The sequence below is a fragment of the Blautia sp. NSJ-175 genome, assembly GCF_022867815.1.
Classification (GTDB): domain Bacteria; phylum Bacillota; class Clostridia; order Lachnospirales; family Lachnospiraceae; genus Blautia; species Blautia celeris.
On sequence record NZ_JALIFQ010000002.1, the window covers coordinates 81,780 to 95,505 of the forward strand.

The 13,726-nt window shown below is 47.2% G+C and carries 13 protein-coding genes; 1 reads left to right on the forward strand and 12 read right to left on the reverse strand.

All coding sequences use genetic code 11. The features are described from left to right. Nucleotides 1–2: 2 nt before the first annotated feature. The 4 genes from MUB35_RS04025 to MUB35_RS04040 all read right to left on the reverse strand — a co-directional run bounded on the left by MUB35_RS04025 (nucleotide 3) and on the right by MUB35_RS04040 (nucleotide 4,207). Entirely contained in the window at nucleotides 3–884 is an 882-nt protein-coding gene (locus MUB35_RS04025) for a carbohydrate ABC transporter permease (protein WP_186971015.1), read from the reverse strand. Between the two features lie 245 nt (nucleotides 885–1,129). Continuing rightward, nucleotides 1,130–2,443: an ABC transporter substrate-binding protein gene (locus MUB35_RS04030; RefSeq protein WP_158587244.1), complete on the reverse strand. Its 1,314-nt coding sequence runs from the start codon at nucleotides 2,441–2,443 to the stop codon at nucleotides 1,130–1,132. A 225-nt stretch (nucleotides 2,444–2,668) separates the two neighbouring features. Then, nucleotides 2,669–3,358, reverse strand: a complete 690-nt coding sequence (locus tag MUB35_RS04035) for a hypothetical protein (protein ID WP_054350368.1) — start codon at nucleotides 3,356–3,358, stop codon at nucleotides 2,669–2,671. Between the two features lie 42 nt (nucleotides 3,359–3,400). Continuing rightward, nucleotides 3,401–4,207, reverse strand: a complete 807-nt coding sequence (locus MUB35_RS04040; RefSeq protein ID WP_103732735.1) for a hypothetical protein — start codon at nucleotides 4,205–4,207, stop codon at nucleotides 3,401–3,403. Nucleotides 4,208–4,428: 221 nt separating this feature from the next. Here MUB35_RS04040 and MUB35_RS04045 point away from each other — a divergent pair, with 221 nt between their 5' ends. After that, the gene (locus MUB35_RS04045; protein WP_103732733.1) at nucleotides 4,429–5,799 is read left to right on the forward strand and encodes an MATE family efflux transporter; all 1,371 of its coding nucleotides are present in this window, start codon (nucleotides 4,429–4,431) and stop codon (nucleotides 5,797–5,799) included. Between the two features lie 52 nt (nucleotides 5,800–5,851). Here MUB35_RS04045 and MUB35_RS04050 read toward each other — a convergent pair whose 3' ends face one another. From MUB35_RS04050 to MUB35_RS04085, 8 genes are all read right to left on the reverse strand, one after another. Then, nucleotides 5,852–7,246 (reverse strand): glutamate synthase-related protein, encoded by a 1,395-nt coding sequence (locus tag MUB35_RS04050; protein WP_103732736.1) that lies wholly within the window; start codon nucleotides 7,244–7,246, stop codon nucleotides 5,852–5,854. A gap of 102 nt (nucleotides 7,247–7,348) precedes the next feature. After that, nucleotides 7,349–8,578, reverse strand: a complete 1,230-nt coding sequence (locus MUB35_RS04055; RefSeq protein WP_103732734.1) for an amidohydrolase — start codon at nucleotides 8,576–8,578, stop codon at nucleotides 7,349–7,351. 82 nt (nucleotides 8,579–8,660) lie between these two features. Further along, the gene (locus tag MUB35_RS04060; RefSeq protein ID WP_033141566.1) at nucleotides 8,661–9,179 is read right to left on the reverse strand and encodes a hypothetical protein; all 519 of its coding nucleotides are present in this window, start codon (nucleotides 9,177–9,179) and stop codon (nucleotides 8,661–8,663) included. Nucleotides 9,180–9,200: 21 nt separating this feature from the next. Beyond that, nucleotides 9,201–9,602: a DUF4430 domain-containing protein gene (locus MUB35_RS04065; protein WP_054350367.1), complete on the reverse strand. Its 402-nt coding sequence runs from the start codon at nucleotides 9,600–9,602 to the stop codon at nucleotides 9,201–9,203. 415 nt (nucleotides 9,603–10,017) lie between these two features. Continuing rightward, nucleotides 10,018–11,460, reverse strand: coding sequence for a lactate racemase domain-containing protein (locus tag MUB35_RS04070; protein ID WP_033141569.1), 1,443 nt, complete (start codon nucleotides 11,458–11,460; stop codon nucleotides 10,018–10,020). A 1-nt stretch (nucleotide 11,461) separates the two neighbouring features. Continuing rightward, nucleotides 11,462–12,301 (reverse strand): triose-phosphate isomerase family protein, encoded by an 840-nt coding sequence (locus MUB35_RS04075; RefSeq protein WP_033141596.1) that lies wholly within the window; start codon nucleotides 12,299–12,301, stop codon nucleotides 11,462–11,464. 22 nt (nucleotides 12,302–12,323) lie between these two features. Next, a complete protein-coding gene (araD, locus tag MUB35_RS04080; RefSeq protein ID WP_033141570.1) occupies nucleotides 12,324–13,049 on the reverse strand; it encodes an L-ribulose-5-phosphate 4-epimerase AraD in 726 nt (241 codons plus the stop codon). A gap of 16 nt (nucleotides 13,050–13,065) precedes the next feature. Continuing rightward, nucleotides 13,066–13,725 carry a ribulose-phosphate 3-epimerase gene (locus MUB35_RS04085; protein ID WP_033141571.1) on the reverse strand — a complete coding sequence of 220 codons (660 nt, stop codon included), beginning with the start codon at nucleotides 13,723–13,725 and terminating at the stop codon, nucleotides 13,066–13,068. Nucleotide 13,726 lies beyond the last annotated feature (1 nt).

The window sequence follows — 13,726 nt, forward strand, 5'->3', positions numbered from 1 at the left end:
TCTTAAAATTCAACAGGTTCCGAACGGAACACCAGGTTTGACAGCAGCACAGAACACATACACAAAATCAGCAGTATCACACCGATTCCGGCTGAATATCCGTACTTCAGCGTCCTGAACCCCTGATAAAACATATAGGTTGACATAAGTTCCGTAGCATGATTCGGCCCGCCCCCTGTCATAACGGCGATCAAATCATAATATTTCAGGGAACCCGTAATGATAAGTACAGCATCTACCTTCAAGATCGGCTTAATAAGCGGAAATGTAATACTCTTAAACTGCACCCATTTACTGGCCCCGTCAATTTCCGCTGCCTCATAATAAGAGGACGGAATATTCTTCATGGCAGCAAGCTGAATGATCATGTGATAACCCACAAACTGCCACATAACAACCACAATAATACAAAACAACGCCAGATTCTTATCCGACAGCCATACATGCTGCAGACTCTCCAGGCCGATAATCTCCAGAAACTTATTCAAAAGCCCGAACTCCGAGTTATACACAAACGTCCAGGTCAGCCCCACAGCCACCCCGCAGATAACACTCGGCAAAAAAAACACTGTCTGGAAAAAATGACTCCCCTTAATCTTCTGAAACAAAATATTCCCAAAAAGCAGCGCCAACGGCAAATGCGCGATCAACGACCCAATCACCATCAATATATTATTCTTCAAAGCCCCCGTAAAAGTCGAATCCCGAAACAGGTTAACATAATTCTTAATTCCCACAAATTTACTGGGACTCATCAAATCCGTCTGCAAAAAACTCACATACACATTATATCCAATCGGCACCAGCACAAAAACCGCATAAATCAAAAAAGCCGGCAGCACAAAAACCGCAATACTCTTCTTATTACCCAGAACCTTATTCATCCCACATCACCTCACCAATCCCAAACACAACCACATCTCATCCCCCTTATCACTTTATCCTCCATCCGATTTTCCTCCTCTATATTCCTCTGATTTTCAATCTTCTTATCTCATCCAACTCTGTATCTTTACTCCTATCGCAGCCAAAGTCAGGGGAGGAAGGCGGGGCAGAACCGGGCCGGAGGGGGAGGGTTCTGCCCCGCCTTCCTCCCCGTCCCTTTAACCATAAATTTAAATTATACTAACTACCTATCAGCGTTATCCTCCGCAAACTGCTGCAGCCCATCAAACGCCCCCTCAGCATCCTCTCCTCCAAGAACCGATACACAGGTATTATTAAACTCCACACCTTCACCAGCCCCAAACTGTCTGTCCCACCAGGGAGTCAATCCCACCTGTTCATTGGAGATTGTCAGCACTTCCGCCATAAGCGGTGTCAGCTTACCGGTATCCAGATCGAAATTATCTGCCGGAATCCTTCCGTTTTCATACAGCAGCATCTCCTCCATCTCCTGAGAAGTCCAGAATTTCAAAAATGCAACTGCCGCGTCCTTATTCTTACAAGTCTCTGATACAGCAAAGCTGGTATCCACAGACCCAACCGAAATATTATTATACTGCGCATCATAGGCCGGCAGCACAAAGGCCCCCGCATCCTCACCCATACCGCTTTTCTGAATCTTATCCGCATCCCATGCACCCATAAAATACATGGCGGATTTCCCGTTGGTAAACAGATCCGTAGATTCCTCCGGCCCCATGCCTATATATCCATCCTGGAAATATCCTGCATCGGCCATCTTTTTCACTTCCTCAGCCGCTTTTACATGTGTCTCATTATTCCACTTTTCCTTTCCGTCGCAAATATCCTGAAAAAGACTGTCACCCGCCATTCCTCCGGCTATCTGCTGTACAAACTGAGCGGGAATCCAGGCGTCTGTTCCGCACATAGCCATAGGAGTTACCCCGTTATTCTTCAGAGTATCACACACTTTCAGAAACTCATCATAGGTAGACGGTACCGAAACCCCGTTCTCTTCAAAAATCTTTTTGTTATAAAACATGACACATAATGACTTCTGTGTAGGTATTCCATAATTTTTTCCGTCATATGACAACAGTTCAAGGGTACCGTCAGCGAAACTGTCCTTCCACTCCGCATCCTTTTCCAGATAAGAAGTAATATCCGTTACCTTACCACCCTCCACAAACGGCTGCAGATACGACAATTCCCATGTAAAGAATACATCCGGTACTGCATTAGAGGCCATCAGCGTAGTCAGCTTTGTCTTATACTGCTCATTCTCATAGAAATCAATTTTTACATTTACGCCATACTCATTGTCCTCAGAGAACTTTTCAGCTATGGAGTTGTAGGCATCAATATAGGTATCTGCCTCTGTCCCAACACACATGACAGTAAGCGTATCGCTGTCGCCCTTTTTACCGGCAGAGCCGGAAGCCTCCTTCCCACTGTCTCCGCCGCTGTTCCCGCAGCCTGCCAGCATACCGGTCATCATTGCCGCTGTAAGTAATACAGCTACTGTTTTCTTCCTCATTTCTGTTTCCTCCGTAATCTTTTTGATAAAATCATTGTAACCCATGTCAATCTGACGGAACAGGTGCCTTTCTTACCAAAAATGTTTGATATTTTGACCATTTTGCAAAAGAAACATACAATATAAAAGGGAATTATCACCAAGCCGCTGTCTGCGGCCCGGGATAATTCCCTAATTTAGACGAAAGTATGTTTCTAAATTCATTTCGACAGGCGGCAGTTCTCACTACTTCCTGCTCTTAATATAACAAATATTACTGATCAGAAAACTACTGTGTTTCTTCACATAATTAAAATACTCCTGCCTGTTGATATAATACTCCTTCCCCCAGGAGGAAACCCGCATCCAGGTATCATCCATCCCCGTCACGGTGACGAAATGCGCCTTTATCTGGCAGGAGGGAGAATACTCTCCCTCCTGGGAACGGTGGTACATATTCAGCCTGTGCTTTCCCCACACAAAGGGAAAATTAGGTCCCACCAGCAAAATGACAGGAATATCATGGGCCAGCATAGCGCTGATCCTCACCCACAGATTTCTGGGCAGCACGCCGAAGACTGCCCTGAGCCTGATCCGCTCATGCCTGAAATACCTGTTAAGCCCCAGCACCAGCATCCACCCGGCCATGCCGAAATGAGGAATGACCGGCAGGTATTTCTTCCTAAAGCAGTTAACATAACTCATATATTCCGGCAGTTCAAGAATACCGTTTTCCAAATAGGCTTCCTGAAATAACTCCGTCCGGCAGATATCTTTATGTAAACTTAAATACAGCAATAAATCCGTCCCGCCTATGACACCGCATCCGCATTTTCTCATAACAGCAGAATCTGACCACGCCTGGTTTCCTCCAAATGACAGGACGCCATCCTTTTCTATTACTGGATATGGATTATGTAAACTGCTCCTCTGCATACTTATGTCAACCTTTCTCTCTTATTTTACACGGTACCTGTCTCACAGGATTTCTGCTTCCAGTTCGCCGGAAATCGTGACTTTTCCGCCCATTTTGCACTGTACCGTTTTTCCTTCCCGGCGGATCACCGTTGCTTCGATCTGACCATCCGGCTGTCTCAGTACATACACATAAGTGCCGTCTGCTTTTCTGTCCGCCAGGTACACCGCGCAGGCCATACTTCCGCTGCCGCAGCTGGATTCCCACACAAGGGAATCTGTCTCCACCACATATACCACAGGCGTCATCCGGTAGCATTTCTCCATGCCGTCACCGCTGGGTTCCAGGAACATGATGCCGTATGCATCGCATGTCTCACATGCCCTGGCTGCCTTCAGCACTTCCTGTACGAAGGCATCACTCCTTCTCGGTCCCTTCACGATCATATGGCTGATGCCGTCAAAGCAGACCATGGGACAGGTTCCCTGGCCGGGCACGGAAAGATTTACGATCTTTCGCGGCAGCGGCATGGTTGTGCGGCTGGTTCCGGATTCAAGGTCCACCTCAACATCCAGGGGGGATTCCGAACCGCTCACATCCACCTGCACAAGCGCCGGATGTTTCTCGTCCATGAGACTCTTCAGATATCCGAAACTTCTTGTGGCATTACCACAGAACTCGCCGCCCATCATCTGCATATGCAGGGTTCCGTCCTCCTTTTCCTCCACAAATCCAACCTGCTCCGCCTTATATTTCTTCTGCTCCAGAAGCTGATTGGCTGCCTCCGCGTACTGACTCCTTTCCAGTGGTGTCATGACAAAAATTGTGATATTCCCTGCCGGGTCCGCTACACGTATCTTTACCTTCATAAGTTCCTCCAGTCTTACCCCAAACATAATTTTTCTGCCTCTATCATACCACAAAATGATTACTGTTCACAGTAAATTCATTTTCTCTTATCGACTTTCCCGAAAAACTGTGTTATATATGTATATAGGGCATAAGGTATGATACCTTATGTGCTTTTTTTCGATATAAGTAAACATGCTTTCTGCATGAATTTTCACGTTATAAACAGGGGGAAAACATCATGGATACAAAACAAACGGGTCAAAATCAGATCACCGAGGGAGTCATCTGGAAACAGATTCTCTTGTTTTTCTTTCCCATTATGCTGGGCACATTGTTCCAGCAGCTTTATAACACAGCGGATGCCATTGTGGTAGGCCGGTTCGTGGGCAAAGAGGCTCTGGCCTGCGTGGGCGGTTCTTCCGGGCAGCTTATCAACCTGGTCGTGGGCTTTTTCGTAGGTCTTTCCTCCGGTGCCACGGTCATCATTGCCAGATATTACGGTGCCAGAAATAAAAAGGACTTAAACGCCACGCTCCACACAGCGGCCGCCCTGTCCATTGTGGGAAGTATCATCATCACTGTGCTGGGACTGATCCTTACCCCCTTCATGCTGCGGCTGATGCACACACCGGAAAATGTAATGGCAGGTTCCGCGTCTTATCTGCGCATTTATTTCGGCGGCATTGTCTTTGTATTTATTTACAATGTGGGGTCTGCGATCCTGAGGGCAGTGGGCGATTCCAAACGCCCCCTGTACTATCTGATCGTGTGCTGCTTTATCAATATATTTCTGGACATCCTGCTGGTAGTGGGATTGGATCTGGGGGTTGAGGGAGCGGCCATCGCCACGCTGATCGCCCAGGCCGTAAGTGCCATCCTTGTGGTGCGCGCCCTGATGCAGCCGGGGGAAATGTATCTGCTGGAGGCAAAGAATATCCGTTTCCACAGATTCCTGCTCAAATCCATTGTCACCATCGGGCTTCCTGCCGGAATCCAGTCTGTCATGTATAATATTTCAAATATTATCATACAGACCTCTCTGAACAACCTGGGAACCGACACCATGGCAGCCTACACGGCATTTGGCAAAATGGACGCGATCTACTGGATGATATCCGGCGCCTTTTCCATCGCCATCACCACCTTCGTGGGGCAGAACTACGGAGCCGGGAAATATTCCCGTATGAAGAGAAGTGTGTTTGTCTGCCTGTTCATGGACTTTATCGCTTCCATACTGGTAAGCGCCCTGTTTCTGCTGTTTGGCAGCTATATCTTCCGCATGTTTACCCAGGACCCGGAGGTTATCAAAGTTGGTATGAAGATCATCCAGGTGATTGCCCCGAGTTATGTGCTGTTCATCTTCATAGAGATCCTGTCCAGTGCCCTCCGCGGTATCGGGGATGTACTGATTCCGATGATCATGACCTGCGGCGGTGTGTGTCTGCTGAGAATCTTCTGGATTTTTGCGGTTGTGCCGCATATTCCGGGCATCCAGAGTATACTTATGAGTTATCCGATCTCCTGGGCATTGACGGCTGTGCTGTTTATCATTTATTATTTTGTAAAACAGAAGAAATTTTACCGCTCACTTCTGGGCGAAGAGGTTTAAAAAACCGCGGGGCAGTCTCCGTTATGGAGCATACCCCGCGGTATCTTTATGCTTATGCATGTGCTATGTCTGTAAATTCTGATATCTCACGGTTAATCGTGCACAGGTCATCCACATTCATCTCATGGACATCTTTATGCCCTGTGATACGGGCAAATGTTTTCAGTTCTTCCCTGCTGCAGTTTAAAAAGTTCGCCGTTCTTTTGGCTGCCGCGTCCACCTTCAGGCGCTTTCTGAGTTCCGGGTCCTGGGTAGCCGCGCCTACCGGACACTGGCCCGAGCCGCAGATACGGTACTGCTGACAGGCTGCCGCTATCAGAGCCGCAGATGCAACAGCAACGGCATCCGCACCCATGGCAATAGCTTTTGCGAAATCCGAGGACACCCGCAGACCGCCTGTAATGACAAGGTCAATCTCCGCACCTATGCTGTCCAGATATTTTCTGGCTCTGTGAAGCGCATAAATAGTCGGCACGCTGGTGGAATCCCGCACCAGTTTTGGGCTTGCTCCCGTGGCACCGCCCCTGCCGTCAATGGTAATAAAATCAGGCGCTGCAAACACACAGTATTCCAGATCCTTTTCGATCCTGCCTGCCGCGATCTTGATCCCTATGGGACGCCCGCCGGAGGCCATTCTGAGCTGGTCCACCAGTTCCTTTAAATCCTCTTTTGTATTGACATCGGGGAATTTGGACGGACTGATCACATCCTGTCCGAGGGGTTTGTTTCTGATGGCTGCAATCTCAGGTGTCACCTTTTCTCCAGGCAAATGGCCGCCCATTCCCGGCTTTGTACCCTGCCCGATTTTAATTTCGATGGCATCCGCTGTGGAAAGATTTTCAGGTGTAACACTGTAACGGTTGGGGACGTATTCAAATATGTACTTGTACGCAGCCGCTTTTTCCTCCGGAAGGATTCCTCCCTCCCCGCTGCACATGGCGGTTTTTGCCATAGCACTGCCCTTTGCAAGAGCTGTCTTCATCTCCTTTGACATAGCGCCGAATGACATATGTGATATGTAGACCGGCATGTCCAGGACCATTGGTTTCTCAGCATGTTTCCCTATCACCGTAGTGGTGCTGACCGGGTCGTGCTCCATAAGAGGCGGCGGATTGAGCTGGGCACCCAGTATCAGGATGTCATCCCAATTGGGCATTTTCATCTGTGTGCCCATGGCCTCTATGATCGGCTTTCCTGTGACCGCCATCTGATGGATCTCTGCCATATAGCGGCAGGAGGGATCACGGCGCACATACTCCGGCGGATAATCAAGCGCATTTTCCGTTCCCGGCTCTTCCGGCGCCGGTGCCTCCTTCTCTTCCTCCTCTATACGCACAAATACGGAAGCCGGCTGTTTACATACAGGACACTGTTTTAGGTCCTCAAACTTTTTACTTTCTGTCTCTTCAAAAATATACCCGCATACACTACATTTGTATTTTGCCACACTTACATCCTCCTTTGTACCTGCGGCTCTGCAGGAAGGACCTGCAGTCCGCACTGCCTGCTGAATAGTTACCTTTATCTTACCACAGCATTTCAAAGAATTCTACTCATTCTCTCCTGCCGCCGTTTTTTGTGCGTCCTTTCGGCTGCCTCCCGGTACAAATTCAGAATTTTCCTCATCTTTCATGCCGTTATAGATGATCTCACCGTCAATTATGGTATAAAGGGTCTTCGTAAAAACCTCCATGGGATTTCCCGTAAATATGGCAATATCTGCGTCTTTTCCGGCCTCCAGACTTCCCACACGCTGCTCTACGCGGCATATTTTGGCGGGATTGATGGTAATGGCCTTCAGCCCTTCCTCCATGGGAAGCCCCTCCTTCACCGCCAGCCCGGCACACAGGGGCAGATATTGGATCAGCGCCACAGGGTGGTCTGTGGTCACTGCAATGAGCACCCCTGCCTCTGCCAGGATCTTATTGGTCTTGAAATTCATATTCTGCACTTCCAGTTTGGAGCGCGAGGTTAAATCCGTGCCCACGATCACCGGGAACCCGGATGCCTTTACCTCATCCACGATCAGATGTGCCTCTGTGCCGTGGTCTATGGTTATATCTATATTAAATTCCTTTGCAATGCGGATGGCGGTCAGTATGTCGTCCGCCCTGTGCGCATGGACCTTCATAGGGATCACACGCTGGAGCACAGGCATCCACGGTTCCTTCTCAAAGTCCTCCCTGTCAAGCCGGCCCCGTTCCTTGTCCTTCTGGTATTGCACTGCCTCCAAAAGTGTTCTGCGCAGAAGGGCTGCCTCCCCCATTCTGGTAGCCGGGCAATTTCCCTGCTCCCCGTAAGTAGTTTTTGGATTTTCCCCCAGTGCTGCTTTCATGGCTGCCGGGTTCAGTATCGCCATATTGTCCACACATCTGCCCTGGGTCTTCATAAACACAAACTGGCCGCCCACTACATTGGAGCTTCCGGGCCCGGTCATCACAGAGGTGATCCCTGCCTTGATCGCATCATGAAATGCCGGGTCCATGGCATTAACGGCATCAATCGCCCGCAGTGCCGGCGTCACCGGGTTTGTCAGTTCATTGCAGTCATCCCCGATGGCACCCCATTTTTCCTCAGAGATTCCGATATGGGCATGTGCCTCGATCAGCCCCGGCAGCACCCAGGCACCATCCACATCCAGAACCTCTTCCCCCTTCTGCCTTTTATCCAGTGAGGACATGGTTCCCACCTCTGTGATCACCTTGCCCTCTGTTCTTATATATCCGCAGTCTACCGGTTTTCCGGTCATGGTAAATATTTTCCCATTAATTATCAGCATAAAATTCCCTCCTTTGCAGATACCTGACTTCTTTAGTATCCGCAGAGGAGGGCTTTCATATTCTTCTGCTGTTTCATTACTTTTATCTTATTTGCGGGCTTGAAGGCACATGCACCTGCTGTACATTTTCAAGCTTTTTCAAAATATAATACATCGGCTTATATAAGACCAGACAGACAACCACATTGCCGATGCAGTGCAGCACATCGAAATGCAGCCCTGAGATCCAATAGGCCAGACCGCCGCCCACACCGCCTGATACAAAATACGGCAGCGCACACAGAAATCCAAAGGCCAGCCCATAGGCGCCGGCGATTATACTCCAGACCAACGGCGATTCACTCTTAACTACAAGTACGATCAATGCGAGAATGCTCCACACATACAGATAGTTGAACCACCAGATCCCGAACCCGTAGAAGACGCCTTCCAGCAGGGCAAACGCGTAGATAATAAAGAAAACCTTCTTTTTGTACACCTGTGTATACAGAATCACCAGCAATGTCACCACTTCAATATTGGGAAGAAAAGCCATACACACCTGTCCCAGAAACAAAATGGCTGTCAGCATTGCCATAATAACAAGAGACCTTGTTTTCATTGGTATTTCGCATCCTTTCAATCAATACCCCTCAGTCAGGGTCAGTTCAAAAGTATCCCCGTCCTCTATAGGCGTCTGGTCCGCTGATGTATTCACCTGTTCTCCGCCCTTTGTCAGGCACCACCACTGCTGTTTGGAATCGTCTGCTTTCTCACCGTCCACAGATGTCATGAAAAGCCCGTACTGGCCTTCCTCACCTTCCACCAGATTCTCAGCCTGGATCACCGCTCCAAGATATGCCTCGTCAGTCGCATAACTGAACTCCTTCTCACTGCCGTCTCCGTGTACTACTTTTACTGTGACGGTTTTGTCACCCTCCGCTCCTTTCGGCATGAAATTTTTGTAAACCAGGAGCAGGACTGCGCATACGACGACCAGCGCTATGGCTCCTATGATTACTTTTTTGCTGTTGTTCTTTTTCATGTTGTTCTCCTTCCTTCGCACGTAAAAAACAGACCCGCTTCCGTCCGCCGGTCTGTTTCCGAATCAATATATGAATCTATAGAGAATCCGGAATGCATGGCTTTGTTCGGAAGCTTCATTCCATCCGGCACCAGGTATTCTGGCTCATGAGATTTGCATCCCACATACAGTGACCACATCGCTCAGGATTTACACCTGATTCCCCTAATGACAGATTCTGTCTTTTTATTTTACGCCCAATATTCAGCTTTTAGGCCGCTTTAGTTAAATCAATCTTAACACATAAGCTTATCAAGTGTCAAACTTCTTTATACCAGCATTTTGTACGGAATATGGAAAGAATATTGTCAAAAAGGCGGAGACATTCTCGTTCTCCGCCTACAGCTATTCACAGATATATTTCCTGCATTTCCTTTTATGCCTCTTTCATACACAGATGTACGGATGCCCTCTTAAAAGCCAGCGGCAGCGCCAGGATATTCGGCTTTCCTCCCACATATTTCTTCATAGCATCCTCCAGTGCCTCCTCGAACGTGGCCCTGGTCTTTAATCCCATACCTCTGGCTATTCCGGGTTCCTGTGCGCCGACTATGTATATGGCGGAGGTATTCATCTCCGCGATATGGCCGCAGCTCATCATGGAAAAACCATGATAAGGATGGAACGCACCGGCATAACGGTATTTTCTGATGTATTCTTCATTTGTAGCAAAATACTCTCCGTACTTATCCATATCCGGCAGTATATTCATATGATCATGCTGGAACATTTCATAAAGTTCCCGAAGGTATGGCCAGCGCTCATCGTGGAAATAACCGTTACATATAGAAGAGCATATAATCACACAATTGTCACTCATCACCCTCTTATGACGGATGACCTGAGCGGATAAAGCCTGCATCATCTGGATTGGATTCGTCCCCATACCATCCCCGTAATGGAAATCCTGAGGCATGCCGAATACCATTACATCATATTTCTTTTCTGCCCAGGGTACATATGTCCTCTTGTCAGCTGTCTGCCATGAAATAAGCTGCATTTCTTTTGCGTAACCACTGTTGATCTCTATCTGACGGGAAATAGAATCCAGAACAGCATCACAACAGAAAAACTTCTTACCCATACATTTTTCCATGTACATGCCTATTTCATCAAATTTTTTTCTCATCAGTGAATGGTTATTGACCGGAGTAAAATCGTTTCCGTGCATCACATCCGGTATATGATGTGTCGCAATACTCCTCCAGTGTGTAATACCCGTTGCGCAGTGTTTATATCCACCGGAGTAACCGCCATAAGGATTTCCCTGAGTATGTCCGATCAAAACAGCTATATCAGAATCATAGACATACTTATTCATCAGGACTCGGTCTCCCCTCTCTGTGCAGCCAAGATCCACCAAATGTTCATAATCTTCGCTGTCATGACTGATAATCTGATGAGAATGAAAAAACTCATGAAATAATTCATCACCAAGGATCTGCTGCATTTCCCTTTTGCTGGTCCGCGGATGCAGTCCATTGGAAAATATCAAAAGGATATCCTTTTTCTCCACCCCAGCCTTATATAACTCTTCAAGAATCAGTTTAACCGCCAGTTTTCGGTGTGAGGTTGGCTGACATCCCCCTTTTACGATATCCGGAATTGTTATTGTGACTTTGCTGCCCTTACCGGCCAATTCTGACAGAGGCGGCATTCCCACAGGATGTAATATGGATTCTCTTGTTTTGTTTATCAGCTGATTTCTTGGGATACATGGGGGATCAGATACTGTTATACCCGGAATAAAAACATCTGTCCGTTCATCCGGCAGTTCTGCCGCCATGGTGCCCGTACCATATTCAAAATCCAATTTCATCTTATTTACCCTCCCCCAGATATTTTTCAACGATAGATGCAAATCCGTCCGGATAAAATCCGATATCCCCGCTGAATTTTGTAAGTCCGATAAGGCCTCCATCCACACATGGTATTTCTGCCAGCATACGGGCATTTTCCTCTTTCAGACCACCTCCGTATATCACAGGACAGCCATCTGTCCGAGATTTAATAAATGAGGCGATTTTAGTTATATAATCTGAATCCGGCACTGGTTTTCCCGGTCCAATTGCCCAAAGTGGTTCATATGCAACGGAAATACCTGATAAGTCCACATCATTAAGCCCCACATCCAGCTGTTCCCCTATAACATCCTGCCATCTGTTCTGTTCTGCTTCTGTTTCCCCGACACAATACAGGACAGAAAGACCTGCTTTAACTGCACAGACAACCTCTTCATTTAAGATTCTGTTCACAGCCTCTGAATCAGTAATACCCGCATGGGCCAGAACTCCGGCTTTATCCATTCGTTCCTCACAGTGACCTATCAGAACATATTCACATCCCATAGATTTTACACTCTTGGCTGTCCTGTTCGTAGTAAATGCCCCAAAGTTTCCGCCTTTCTCCGTATCTTCCCTATAAATCCCCTGTACCCCGACTTTCCAACCATCCTCTGCTGCCTTTGCGTCTGCTGCCTGAAGCAGATAAGCCTCGGGATAGAAAACAGCAAATTCTGCCTGAGCGGAATATTGGTTCATCGTTTCCCGTATCTGGCCTGTCAGATAACTTCCCCACAAGCTGACTGGTGCCAATGTATTAATTCCATCCATTTCTTTTGGTATATCAAACCGTTTCAAATTTGCAAAAATATACTTCATTCTGTGAAGTCCCCCAATCATTTTATCTCTGTACCATTCCATGTCCATAATCATCTCTTGTAAAAGATGCGTTAGCGCCATGTTTTCTGTCATAATGCCTGTCAGCGACAATACGCTTCAGAGGCTGTGCATTTTTATCTATACACAGCATGTGGACTGCCATTTTGCTTATCTCCTCCAATACAACCGATTTGTGTACAGCATCCCACACATCACTGCCCCACGTAAACGGTCCATGTCCCGGTGTCAACGCAGCCGGAATGTCCTCAGGGGAAATTTTATTCTCCTTGAAAAACTCAACGATTGTCATTCCAGTATTCCACTCATACTTATTGACAACCTCATCATCACTTAATTCCCTGACACAGGGAATATCACCGGCAAAATAATCTGCATGCGTGGTCCCAAAACAGACCAATGAACGCCGAAGCTGAGCCAAAACTGTCGCATATGTGGAGTGTGTATGGACAATAGCACTGACACCCTCAAAATTCTCATATATTGCTCTGTGAATATCCAGATCTACTGATGGTTCCCACGATTTCCCCAGCAATTTTCCATCCAGAGTGACAACACTGACATTCTCAGTGGTCAGCTCCTCATAAGGTACCCCCACAGGCTTTATAACAATAATCCCTCTTTCCCTGTCTACCGCACTTACATTTCCCCAGGAATACTTGACTAATTCCCGGCGGGGCAATTCTTTATTTGCCTCCACCACCATTTGTTTCAACTGTTCTAACTCCATACCCTTATCTCCCTGATTATCGATTCCTAACTGCCTGCCGAAACGTCTCGTAATTTTTCTCTATTGACTTTCCCTTCTGAAACAGTGTAAAATATCCTCCTACTACAACATCACATCCGGCATCTATACACTTCTTTGCTATTTCAATGTCTATACCGCCATCCACCTCGATCAGTAACTTAAATCCGTCTGCCAAAGCTCTTAACTCTTTAATTCTCTGATATGTAAATTCCATAAAACGCTGCCCGGAAAACCCCGGCTCCACTGACATAAGTGTGACCGCATCCAGATAAGGAATCAAATCCCTTAGAAATTGGACTGGTGTTGCCGGATTTAGCGCTGCCGCTGCCTTCATCCCCTGCTTTTTTATCTGCTGGCACAGCCGGAAGGGATTTTTGGTACATTCATAATGAAAGCAATAATACTCCACTCCAAGTTCTGCAAATAAATCCACATATTCCTCAGGCCTGGCAGCCATCAGATGTAAATAAAACGGGCTTTTACCCACTGTTGTCATCTGCCTTAGAAAATCTGTGCCAAATGCAAAATTAGGTACAAAATTCCCATCCATAACGTCTATATGAAACCAGTCAATTCCCAGCTTATCCAGTAGCTCCATACTTTCCCTCATTTTGAACAAGTCCGCGCACAGCATTGTAGGCGCTATATGGTACATT